The sequence below is a fragment of the Pseudomonas sp. LBUM1661 genome (assembly GCF_059695925.1).
Genome location: NZ_CP166794.1, coordinates 4,150,699 through 4,162,220, shown reverse-complemented (window position 1 = coordinate 4,162,220; position 11,522 = coordinate 4,150,699). Strand labels below are relative to the sequence as shown.

At 60.2% G+C, this 11,522-nt stretch carries 12 protein-coding genes; 5 read left to right on the top strand and 7 right to left on the bottom strand.

Features of this window, described 5'->3' with window-relative positions; all coding sequences use genetic code 11:
* Nucleotides 1-55: 55 nt before the first annotated feature.
* From ACA057_RS19060 to ACA057_RS19045, 4 genes are all read left to right on the top strand, one after another.
* Nucleotides 56-1,384 (top strand): MFS transporter, encoded by a 1,329-nt coding sequence (locus tag ACA057_RS19060; RefSeq protein WP_497341329.1) that lies wholly within the window; start codon nt 56-58, stop codon nt 1,382-1,384.
* A 299-nt stretch (nt 1,385-1,683) separates the two neighbouring features.
* A complete protein-coding gene (locus ACA057_RS19055) occupies nt 1,684-2,688 on the top strand; it encodes a PdxA family dehydrogenase (protein WP_497341327.1) in 1,005 nt (334 codons plus the stop codon).
* 99 nt (nt 2,689-2,787) lie between these two features.
* Nucleotides 2,788-3,666, top strand: a complete 879-nt coding sequence (locus ACA057_RS19050) for an alpha/beta fold hydrolase (RefSeq protein ID WP_497341325.1) — start codon at nt 2,788-2,790, stop codon at nt 3,664-3,666.
* 63 nt (nt 3,667-3,729) lie between these two features.
* Complete coding sequence (locus ACA057_RS19045; protein ID WP_497341323.1) at nt 3,730-5,013, top strand: MFS transporter; 1,284 nt, start codon at nt 3,730-3,732, stop codon at nt 5,011-5,013.
* Between the two features lie 665 nt (nt 5,014-5,678).
* Here ACA057_RS19045 and ACA057_RS19040 read toward each other — a convergent pair.
* The 4 genes from ACA057_RS19040 to ACA057_RS19025 all read right to left on the bottom strand — a co-directional run bounded on the left by ACA057_RS19040 (nt 5,679) and on the right by ACA057_RS19025 (nt 8,975).
* On the bottom strand, nt 5,679-7,085 hold the full coding sequence (locus ACA057_RS19040; protein ID WP_497341321.1) for a heavy metal sensor histidine kinase: 1,407 nt from the start codon (nt 7,083-7,085) through the stop codon (nt 5,679-5,681).
* Entirely contained in the window at nt 7,082-7,753 is a 672-nt protein-coding gene (locus ACA057_RS19035; RefSeq protein ID WP_401364312.1) for a heavy metal response regulator transcription factor, read from the bottom strand. The genes ACA057_RS19040 and ACA057_RS19035 overlap by 4 nt, the downstream gene beginning before the upstream one ends.
* Nucleotides 7,754-7,816: 63 nt before the next feature.
* The gene (locus tag ACA057_RS19030) at nt 7,817-8,074 is read right to left on the bottom strand and encodes a DUF2790 domain-containing protein (protein WP_401364315.1); all 258 of its coding nucleotides are present in this window, start codon (nt 8,072-8,074) and stop codon (nt 7,817-7,819) included.
* 130 nt (nt 8,075-8,204) lie between these two features.
* Nucleotides 8,205-8,975, bottom strand: coding sequence for an alpha/beta hydrolase (locus ACA057_RS19025; RefSeq protein WP_497341318.1), 771 nt, complete (start codon nt 8,973-8,975; stop codon nt 8,205-8,207).
* Between the two features lie 197 nt (nt 8,976-9,172).
* Between ACA057_RS19025 and ACA057_RS19020 the strand changes: the two genes are divergently transcribed.
* Nucleotides 9,173-9,394 (top strand): hypothetical protein, encoded by a 222-nt coding sequence (locus ACA057_RS19020; protein ID WP_497341316.1) that lies wholly within the window; start codon nt 9,173-9,175, stop codon nt 9,392-9,394.
* Between the two features lie 17 nt (nt 9,395-9,411).
* Here the strand turns inward: ACA057_RS19020 and ACA057_RS19015 are convergent, their stop codons facing one another.
* The 3 genes from ACA057_RS19015 to ACA057_RS19005 form a co-directional block, all read right to left on the bottom strand.
* The gene (locus ACA057_RS19015; RefSeq protein ID WP_497341314.1) at nt 9,412-9,921 is read right to left on the bottom strand and encodes a DUF6644 family protein; all 510 of its coding nucleotides are present in this window, start codon (nt 9,919-9,921) and stop codon (nt 9,412-9,414) included.
* Nucleotides 9,921-10,271 (bottom strand): DUF6152 family protein, encoded by a 351-nt coding sequence (locus ACA057_RS19010; RefSeq protein ID WP_497341312.1) that lies wholly within the window; start codon nt 10,269-10,271, stop codon nt 9,921-9,923. Before ACA057_RS19010 ends, ACA057_RS19015 begins: the two co-directional genes overlap by 1 nt.
* Nucleotides 10,272-10,531: 260 nt before the next feature.
* Nucleotides 10,532-11,428 (bottom strand): LysR family transcriptional regulator, encoded by an 897-nt coding sequence (locus ACA057_RS19005; protein WP_497341310.1) that lies wholly within the window; start codon nt 11,426-11,428, stop codon nt 10,532-10,534.
* Nucleotides 11,429-11,522 lie beyond the last annotated feature (94 nt).

Genomic DNA, 11,522 nt, shown 5'->3' with positions numbered 1-11,522 from the left:
CCGGCCAGCTAAAACACAGTGGTTGCTGCACCTCTAATAACAAGGCACACGAATGATGAGTAAAAATAAAACAAGAACGGATCACGCCGCCGCTATCGAGAGCGCCATCGCCAAGTGTCGCTGGAAGCTGTTGCCGTTCCTTGCCTTGATGTTCGCCCTGGCAATGATTGATCGCTCCAACGTCGGGTTCGCCAAGGCGGCGTTGCAAACCGACATCGGTTTGAGCAATGCCGCGTTCGCCCTCGGCGCCGGCATTTTCTTCATTGGTTATGCGATCTTCGAAGTGCCCAGCAACCTCATGTTGCACCGGGTCGGCGCACGGGTCTGGCTGAGCCGGATCATGATCACGTGGGGGCTGGTGTCTGCCGCCATGATGTTCACCCGCGATGAAACCACCTTTTACGTGCTGCGCTTTCTGCTCGGCGTGGCCGAAGCGGGCTTCTCCCCGGGCGTGATCCTGTACCTGACCTACTGGTTTCCGGCGCAGCGTCGCGGTCAGGCCATCGGCATCTACTACTTCGGCCTGCCATTGGCCTTGATGCTCGGCAGTCCGTTGTCCGGCTGGTTGCTGGAAATGCATGGCATGTTCGACCTGACCAACTGGCAATGGATGTTCCTGGTGGAAGGCCTGGCCGCTGTCGTTGTCGGCATCATTGCGCTGTTCTACCTCAAGAGTAAGCCGCAGGAAGCCAACTGGCTGACCCGTGAGGAAAAAGCGGCCCTGAGCCAGGAGCTCGAGGCGGAAGACAAGCTCAAACTCGCCCATGGACCGAAGAGCCTGCTGGGTCTGGTTAGCAACAAGCGCGTGCTGAAGTTCATCCTGATCTACTTCAGCGTTCAGGTCAGTGTGTACGGGGTGATCTTTTACCTGCCGACGCGAATTGCCGAACTGCTGGGGACCAAGGTCGGCTTGGAAGTGGGCATGTTCATTTCGTTGCCCTGGCTGTGCGCCGCCGTCGCCATGTACTTTGTGACGCGTTATGCCGACCGGCATGCGGCCCACTTGAAGATGGCGATGTGCATGCTGGGCATGGCCGCGTTGGGGATTGCCGCCTCGGCGTTGCTCAACAGTTTCGCGCCGGTGCTGTTGGCGTTCTGCTTCGCCGCCGCCGGCTTCGTCACCGTGCAACCGTTGTTCTGGACATTGCCGACCAGCTACCTCGGCGGGGTCGCGGCGGCCGGCGGGATTGCGTTGATTGGTTCCATGGGCAATATCGGTGGCTTCGTCGCGCCGATGCTCAAGGCCAATATGGAAGTCTGGTTCACCGATCCGCGAGCGGGGATGTTGGCACTGTCCGCCGCCGGACTGGTGGGCGTCTATCTGCTGTGGACGTTGCGCACGCCTCAGGCGCCAGTGCCGTTGAAACAGGCCCTGGCAGGGTAATACCGCTCCTACCATTTTCCTTCACAGTGACCGTTGAAAAACAGCCGAAGCCTTCGGGGGCTTCGGCTTTTTTGTGCCTGTCAGAACAGATTCAATTCAGCGCTTCGGCGGCAACCTGGCGCTTTCAAACCACAGAATGTGAATGCCCGCCCCACGTTTTACACCTTGAAGGCGCACCCCGTCGGCCTAGGATGTCCACAGCGGTGACACCCAAGAGTCGGCCCACGCACCTCAGGCCTGCTCGACCGGCGCGACCGATAACAATAAAGACACGCCTTGATTGGACAGGAGAAAAACTGATGAAACCCCTGATTGGACTTATGCTGGGCGATGTCACCGGCATTGGCCCTGAGTTAGTCGTCAAGCTGTTGTCGACACCCGAGGCACGTGAGCGGGCGGATGTGGTGATCATTGGGGACGAGCGTGTGCTCGAGCTGGGCATGCGCGATGCAGGTTTGCGTATTCCTTTCCAGAAGATCGAGCGCCTCAGCGAGGCCGACCATTCCCGGGCCGCCGTGCCCTTGATCGATTTACACAACGTGGATCCGGCGTTGTATGAACGCGGCGTGGTCAACGCGGAGTCGGGTCGCCTGACCGGCGAAACCCTGAAGATCATGACGGACATGGCCCTGGCCGGCGAGTTGGACGGTATCTGCTTCGCACCTCTCAACAAGGCTGGCCTGCACCGTGGCGGCTGGAACTACCACGACGAACACCAGATGTTTGCGGCCTGGACCGAGCACGTCGGTTACTTCGGCGAAGTGAACATCATTCCGCAGTTTTCGACCTTTCGCGTGACCTCCCATGTGGCACTGCGCAAGGCCGTCGACATGGTGCAACCGGATCGCATCGAAGGCGCCTTGCAACTGGCTCACGATACCTTGCGTGCATTGGGCAACAACGCCCCGCGTATCGGCGTCGCGGCACTCAATCCCCATGGCGGCGAGAACGGTCTGTTCGGTGACGAGGAGATCACGATCATTCGCCCGACCCTCGAAGCCCTGCGCCTCAAGGGCCTGGCCTGCGAAGGGCCGTTCCCTTCGGACACGGTGTTTATCAAGGCGCGCAACGGCGATTTCGACGCGGTGGTGATCATGTACCACGACCAGGGCCAGATCGCGACCAAGCTGCTGGGCTTCTCGTCGGGCGTCACCCTCACCGGTGGCCTCAAGACTGTGTATGCCACCCCGGCCCATGGCGTCGCGTACGACATTGTCGGCAAAGGCATCGCCGACGTCGGCGCCATGGCCGCTGCGTTCCGCGTGGCATCCGATAACGCCGCTGCGCGCAAGCTCAAACGCTAAGCGCGGGGAATTGAAAGAGCAGGGCGCTGCACCTTCAAAGCTGCACCTTCAACACAGTCAGAACGGTCAGGCCCAGGCACACCTATCGAGGCTAACGCTATGTTCGAAAATTTCACCAAAACCATCACCAAAACCAGTGGTGCCGAGATTGTCACCGTTGTCGGTGGCGAAGGCCCGCCCTTGCTGCTGATGCACGGCAACCCGTTCAATCACCTGTCCTGGCACAAGATCGCACCGCGCCTGGCCAAGGACTTCACCGTGGTCTGCACCGACTTGCGCGGCTACGGCGACAGCTCCAAGCCTGAGGGCGGCGGCGATCACTCGGATTACTCATTCCGCGCCATGGCCCAGGACCAGGTCGAAGTCATGCAGTCGTTGGGCTTCAATCAGTTTTATGCCGCCGGCCATGACCGGGGTGCGCGGGTCCTGCATCGCATGTGCCTCGACCATGGCGACACGGTGCTCAAAGCCGCTTTCGTCGACATGCTGCCGCAGCATTATTTGCTCAACAACGTCACGCGCCAGTGGGGCAAGTTCTCCTGGCACTGGTTCTTCATGACCCAGGACGCCCCGACGCCAGAGCACATGATGGACGCGGATCCGGAGTTTTTCATCCGGCGCAAACTGTCGAAGACCGACCAGGGCACCAGTTTCTTCGGGCCCGAAGCGCTGGCCGATTACATCCGCTGCATCAAGAACCCGGCCACCACCCATGCCATGTGCGAAGACTATCGCGCGACCTTCGGCATCGACCTCGACATGGACACCGCCGACTTCGACGCGGGCCGGCGGATCAACAACCCGTCACTGATTCTCTGGGGCGCCAAGGGCGGCGTCGGCCGCAACCATAACGCCGCCGAAATCTGGAGCCGCTACGCCACCCATATCGTGCAGACCGCCACCGTACCTTCGGGGCATTACCTGCAGGAAGAATGCCCGTACGAGACCTACGAGGTGCTGCAGGGCTTCTTCAAGTAACACAACGACAGGCGGTCCGGGATGACCGCCTGCCCACTACAACTATAAAAAAAGGTGGAAAAAATGATTCCGACTACGCTTGCGCAAAAGCGCCGGGCGACACTCACGTTCGTGTTGCTTTGCGTCATGGCTTTCATCATGTACGTGGACCGTACCAACCTGGCCGTCGCCGCGCCGACGATCAGCAAGGAACTGGGGTTCAGCAACACCAACCTGGGCATGATGTTTTCCGCCTTCGCCATCGCCTACAGCTGCTTCATGATTCCCGGCGGCTGGTTCAGTGACCGCATCGGCTCACGCAAGGCGATGCTGCTGTACGGCATCATCTGGTCGGTGGCGACCATTGCCACGGGCCTGGTCAGTGGTTTGGTGGTGCTGGTGATTGCACGTTTCGTGGTGGGGATCGGCGAAGCGCCTATCTACCCGACAGCGGCGCGCATGATTGCTCGGGCTATCCCCATTACCCAGCGCGGTACGGCCCAGGGCATGATGCATGCGTCAGGGCGCCTGGCCAACGCATTGGCGCCGTTGATCGTGACGTTCATGATCATCCAGTTCTCGTGGCGGATGACCTTCGTCATCCTCGGCGTGGTGACATTGATCTACATGTTCGTCATGTACTTCAGCCTCAGCGAATCGAAGAAACTGGTCGAAGCCACCGCCGCAGCGCCGGTGCCACCGGTGAAGGCCAAACCGGTCAACTGGCCGCAGATGCTGCGTAAAGTCTGGCCAGCGGCGGCCACCTGTTTTTGTCATGGTTGGGTGTTGTGGTTCTTCCTCAACTGGATACCGTCGTTCTTTACCCAGCGTTACGGCATGGACCTGACCCACACCGCAATGTTTTCAACCTTCGTACTGCTCGGCGGGACCGTCGGCACCGCGGTCGGCGGCATGCTCTCGGACTGGCGCTTCAAGGTTACCGGCAACCGCCTGCGTTCACGTCGCGACTTGATCATCTTCGGCTTCCTGGCCTCGATCATTGGCTTGATTCCGCTGATGTTCACCCACGACCTGATCATCTGCGCCTGTGGTTTGAGCTTCTCGTTCTTCTGCTCGGAACTGGCGGACTCGCCGCTCTGGGTCATCGGCACCGAGGTGTCCCACGAGCATTCCGCAACCTCCAGCGCTTGCACCTTCACCGGCATGGCTTTGGCGGGTGCCGTGTCGCCGGTGGTGATTGGCTGGTTGCTGGATATCACCGGCAATAACTGGTCGGTGGCGTTCGGCGCGTCGATCGCCGTGGTATTGCTGGGACCGGTACTGGCGATGTTTATCAAGCTGGACGACGAACCCGCTCCGGAGCCGGTGTCATCCAGGCATTCGCAGGCCGCCGTGACCCACAGCTGAAGCTGCCTTCTGGCATCAATGACAAAAAGCCTGAAGCCCGTTACCGGGTTTCAGGCTTGTTTGTGCGAACGCAGGGTGTGTATATCCGTTTCTGTGGTGATGGCCGTTATTGGTTTCGCCCTTACGGCGAGTCACTTGGAAAAGCCCCAAGTAACCAAGGGCTCTTGCCCCTTTTGTTCGGTGCCTCGCTGTGGCTCGGCATGCCCTCGCTCCGGTCCTACTCCGTGGGCCCGCCGCCATCGGCCATCCATGGCCGGCGGCGGCTAACCCGGCATCCATGCCGGGTTGCCCACTGCGCAGAACCTCCACTCGGCCTCTCGATGGGGCGCTCAAATCAAAATCAAAATCAAAAGCGACAGGCGAGCTAACGCTCGGCCTTGAGTGGTGGAAAGCAAAAGCGTACGCCGCTCTGCTTTTGATTTTCTGAAGGAGCGAGGCTTGCCCGCGAAGGCGGCCTTCGAGTCAACCAATCTCTCACGGATGAACCGGGTCCAATTGTGGGAGCGAGCCTGCTCGCGAAGGTCGTTAACGATGACGCGTTTCAACAGGACAAACGCCGCGCATTCAAGACCTTCGCGGGCAAGCTCGGCTTCTACATTAGGGTGGCGGTGGTTTTTGATGTTGCGTTCGCTGTTGATCTCGCCGTTGCTCTGCTTTGGCCGGCATCATTCATCCAACCGCCGCGCCGGAAAGAACAGCTCAAAACAAGTCATCCCCTCGCTGCTACTGACGCTGTAAGCCCCGTTATGCAGCTGCATGATCGTCGCCACGATCGACAGCCCCAGGCCGTTGGAATGGGCCGAGCGTTCGCGGGATTCATCGACGCGGTAGAAACGCTCGAACAATCTCGGCAGGTGTTCGGCGGGGATCGTCTGACCCTGGTTGCGCACGGTCAGGCGAACGCCATCAGCCGAGGGCGTGGCGCGAATGACCAGTTCTGAATTCGGCGCGCCGTATTTGATGGCGTTGGCGCAGAGGTTGGCCAGGGCGCGGCGCAGCAGCATCGGTTCGGCCCAGATCACGCCGCTGCCTTGGGCATCGATGCTGATCCCGACGTCCGCTGCCGGCCCTTCGAAGTAATCGGCCATCCGTTGCATTTCGTCGGCGGCATCCAGCTCCTGGCGTTGGCTAAGCGCGCTGGCCGGGTCGGTACGGGCCAGAAACAGCATGTTGTCGAGCATCCGCGCCAGGCGTTCGAGCTCTTCGACATTGGACGCGAGCAGTTGTTGATAGGCCTCGATGCTGCGGTTTTGCTGGAGGGCAACCTGGGTTTCGCCGAGCAGGTTGTTGATCGGCGTGCGCAGTTCATGAGCCATGTCGGTCGAGACCTGGCCCAACTGCACGAAGCCCTTGCCCAGCCGGTCGAGCATCGCGTTGAACGCCTCGATCATCGGCAGCAGTTCCCGTGGTGCGCCCTGGCTGTCGAGGCGTTCGCTGAGGTTGCCGACGCCGATGCCGTGGGCATGGCTGGCCAGGCGCCGCAGGGGCAGCAGGCCACGATGCACCAGCAGATAACCGGACAACGCCAGCAGAATCGCCGCGACGCTGGCGAACAAGTACACATTAAGGCGATAGCTGGCGAGCACCGCGGTGCGCTCGGTCATCAGGCGGCCGGTGACCACTTGCAGGCTGCCCATGTCGCCGGAATCGATGGTTGCCGCCAGCGCCGCGAACGGCACCCCGTCCACGCTGGGGTAATGCTGCACGTCGGCCAGGCTCAACGGATGATCCATCGACACCGGCGCCAGCGACGGCATGTCGAGGTTGCCGGGGTTGACCACCAGCAGCGGTTGTTGGCCGGGGGCGCCGATGGTCAACAGGGCCTCGCGGTTGCCAAGCATGTTCTGGAACAGCGCCGGTTTGGTTTTGATCAGGTCCAGAGTATTGCTGTCGTTGAGGAACGTGCGCAGTTGATCGATGCGGTTCACCAAAGCGGCGTCGTCGCGGCGGATCAGCTCGCGCTCCAGATCCCGGTACAGCGCCACGCCCAACAGGGTCAGCGAGACAAAGGCCAGCAAGGCAAAGACCAGGGCCAGGCGCAGCGTTAAAGAATGGCGCAGGCGGGCGGTCATGGTTGCGTATCGAAGCGGTAGCCGATGCCGCGCACGCTGTGAATCAACTTGAGCTGGAACGGGTCGTCGATTTTCAGTCGCAGTCGGCGCACCGCGACATCGACGACGTTGGTGTCACTGTCGAAATTCATGTCCCAGACCCGTGACGCGATCATCGAGCGCGACAGCACCTCGCCCTGATGGGTGGCGAACAGATGCAGCAGGGCGAATTCCTTGTTGGTCAGGGTGATCCGCACGCCGGCGCGGGTGATGCGGCGTTTGAGCACGTCGATCTGCAGGTCCTCGACGTGCAGTTGTTCTTCTTCACGGGTGGGACCCCGGCGGGTCAGGGTGCGCAGGCGCGCGACCAGTTCGGCGAACGAAAAGGGCTTGATCAGGTAATCGTCGGCGCCCAGTTCCAGACCCTTGATGCGGTCGGCGATGTCATCGCGCGCCGTGAGGAACAGTACCGGCGTGTCGGCTTCCTTGCGCAAGCGGCGCAGGACTTCCCAGCCGTCCATTTTCGGCATCATGACGTCCAGCACGATGACATCGAAATCATGCTCCAGGGCCAGGTGCAAACCATCGACGCCATCGCGCGCCAGGCTGACGCTGTATCCGAGTTCCTGTAGGCCATTGAGCAGGTAGTTACCTGCCTTGGGTTCGTCTTCGACTACGAGGATGTTCATGGATAGTTGCCTCAGCCCTTTGGCGCCAGTGTAGTCCGATCGGTTGCAAGTACGGTTGTCGAATCAATGATCATTGATGCAGCCCATGCCCTGGACCTGGTAATCCAGCTGATGCTCGCGACCTTGATGATCGAGGTAATTGAACCGTGCGGGGACGATGCCACATTCTTGTGAGATGTCGGTACTGGACAGCTCTTTGGCGACGTCGAGGTGGACGAAGAAACCGGTTTTGTCGTGGATGATGGGTGGTGCGGCCGGGGTATCGGCAAACGCCGAACCGGTGGCAAGGAGGGCGGCAAAACCGAGGATTAACAGTTTCATGATGAGGTTCTCCAATCTGGGGCGGTGGGCTGCCGGAAGGTGTTGCCTGGCAGTGAGTTCAGGTTAACCAGGCGATCCGGACAGCCGACCAACAGTTCAATGACAAGTTTGTAATGAAACGGCGCGGGCGTTATGGCTGGCGACCGGCGGCTTCTAGGATCAGGTCGGCGATTTCCCTGGAATGGGACACCAGGGACAAGTGGCTCGACGGCAACTCGATGGTGGTCGCGCCCATGCGCTTGGCGAGGAAGCGTTCCAGGTCCGGGTTGATCGTCTGGTCGAGGCTGGAGACCGCGTACCACGACGGCTTGGTGTGCCACGCCGCAGCGGTGGTGCGGTCGGTGAACAGGGTTTTGGCGATCGGTTGCTGGACGGCGAACAGCTCCATCGCTTTGTCGTGGGGCACGTCACTGGCGAAGTACTTGAGGAAGGCGTCTTGCTTCAGGCTGATAAAGCCGTCGTGTTCTTCAGTGCCGGCGCGCACGGGCATGGTCGGGTACTTGGCCGACAGCGCGACGAAGTCTTCGCCTGCATCCGGTGCTCGTGCCGCAACGTACACCAGCGAACTGACCTTTGGATTGACCCCGGCCTCACTGACCACGGTGCCGGCGTAGGAGTGGCCGACCAGCACAGTCGGGCCGTCCTGTTGATTGAGCACGCGCTGGGTGGCGGCGACGTCGTCGGCGACCGAGGTCAACGGGTTTTGCACGGCGGTCACGTGCAGGCCGGCAGCCTGCAACCGCGAAATTACCTCCGACCAGCTGGAGCCATCGGCCCACGATCCGTGCACCAGCACGACGTTGTTGGCCTTGACCGGCGCGATGTCGCTGGCCATGGCGGAACCGCTGCCCAACATGAACAGGCTGGCGGCGATCAGGCAGAGTTTGCTTATTGGTTTCATGGTGTCGACCCTTGTCATCATCAGTAGGTGGCGTGTCACCCGGTGTGGGTGACTGACGACTTCACTGTATGAAGCGAGGGTGCTGGCTACGCTGACAACTCAATGACATGTTTGTAATCATCGCCGTACGTCGGGACCGAGGAACGGCTATACAGCGCCGACCTTCCAAATGAGCACAATCCTTTGGAAGTCTGGCCATGAATGATGATCAAAAAGAACAGGCCTTGGCTGCCTGGTATCAGCTCCTTAATGAGCCGGAAATCCGCATGGATGCTGAAGAACAGTACGACGAACTGCTCAAGGCCGCCGATGAGATGGAGCGCAAAGGCCTTATTAACGCCGCTGAATGGCGCAAGCTGGTTCGCGAGGCTGGAGCCGCTTTTGCCAAGGCGATAGAAGGCGTGGGCGGCGGCACGTAGCGCTGCAAAATACCCCGTCAGGTGTAGGCCAACAGTCGGCCGCACAGCACCACGCTGACCCATAACGCCATCGAAAACAGTGCCTGGAGTTTTGCCACGCCAGGCGCCGCGGTGCCGGTATTCCACTGCGCGACGGAGCGGTACACCCCCACGTGGAAAAGCACGGCGTTGAGGCCCGCCGTAGCGATCAGGCACAGCTTCAAGATAAAAATATCGTTGGAGGCGAAGTCATGGGGATGGGCTGAAAACATCATCAGCCCGGCAGGCACGATGAACAGCAGGGCCGCGATGGACCAGGTCAGCAAGTGGCGGGCCAGCGCTTTCACCTGAATATCCTTGGACAACCCGAGCACCCGCAGATCGAACATGATCACCGAGCCGACCAGCACGATGAAGCCAATGATGTGCACCACCTCGACCATCGGATAAAGCCACAGCTCGCCGCGCATGGCGGCGCCAAGAGGCGAGTCATTCATCCAGTCCAGCCAGCTTGTCGAACCCGGTCCACTGGTCGTCGTGGTATCCATCAGCGCAACTCGGTGGTTTTGCCGGCAACGGTGATGCGTTCTGCCCGCAGCTCATCGGGTTTGTTGCGATTCTGATAGCCGACCACGGTGGCCTGACTGCCGACCGCCAGCATCTCTTTTGAAAGGCCACGGTTCTCCATGCGCGATGGCGGCGCCAGCACCACGTTCCAGGTCTTGTCGTCTGTCTTGAGGTTGACGAAGCCGTGCGGGTGCGAGTAGCCGGATTCCTCTATCGTGCCGGTCAATTGCAAGGGTTTGCTTGAGTCGTACTCACTCCAGCCGTGATGTGCGAATGCCGCCGTGGCAACCAGTAGCAATGACACTGCAATGCCCTTGAGCATGAGGTTCATGACACGGTTCTCCTGTTGCAGGACGATGGTTTTTAGAATAGTCAGCCAAACCGAGCGTGCCGAACCTCGGGCTCCAAAAGAATGTATCTGTCTGTGACGCCTGCCTGACCCGTCAAGCCAAAACACGAGCCTTGTAGCAGCTGGCGAAGCCTGCGTTCGGCTGCGTAGCAGTCGTGAAGTCAGGCAATGCGGTGTAACAGCAATACCGCGTGTTCAGGGTTTACGACTGCTGCGCAGCCGAACGCAGGCTTCGCCAGCTGCTACAGGAGATTTTCTTCGGCCTGGTCGGCGAACCATTGCAGGATCAGCGAACACGCCGGGTGCGAGGTGGCCGAGGGTTGTGGGCACAGCGAATAGACTCCGCCCGTCTTCAACGGCTGGCCGAACGGAACGACAAGCACGCCTCGATCGATGGATTCTTCGGCCAGCGTCAGGTCAGTGACGGCCACGCCCAGGCCGCGCGCCGCCGCATCGAGTGCCAGTTCGTCAAGGTTGAAGGGGATGTGCCGGTAGTCCTCCAGCGGCTTGCCGTCATTGGCCGCCAGCCAGTCAATCCAGGCTTGCTTGTCCGCCGAGCGGTGGAGCAACGCGAAGCCAACAAGGTCGTCCACTGACGCCAATGGCCGGGTTGAACTGGCCAGGCCCGGGGCGCACACCGGCACCAGCGCTTCCTCGAACAAGGTCAGGCAATCCGGATCACTGGACGGTTCAGGCAGATAAAGAATGTAGGCGTCGCTGTCGCTGGCCGGCTCGACGATTTCCGTCGCCACGGTTTCGATCGCAAGGGAAATGTCCGGGTGACGCCGGTAGAAATCGCTCAGTTTGGGCAGCAACCAACGAACCGCGAGTGACACATGCATGCGAATGCGGAAAGGGCGATTCTGCGGATTAAGCCGATCCTCGAGTGCCTTCAATTGCTCAAGGATATTGCGCGCGCTGGCAAGCACCTGTTCGCCTTCCGGGGTCAGTCGAATACTGCGACTGCTCCTGACGAACAGCGGCACGCCGAAGTGACTCTCCAACTGCTGGATTTGCCGACTCACGGCGCTTTGGGTCAGGCAGAGCTTTTGCGCCGCTTGGGTGAAGCTGCCTGAATCAGCGACTTCCACCAAGGCCTGCATAGCCTGAAGAGACGGTACGTGGCGAATTTTATCCATGCGTTTTCAGAATATCTCGATGATTTTATAACGTTGGTTGTAACACCACAGACCTTATAGATTCTAGATCTGGAAACCGTCATCTCAAACCACT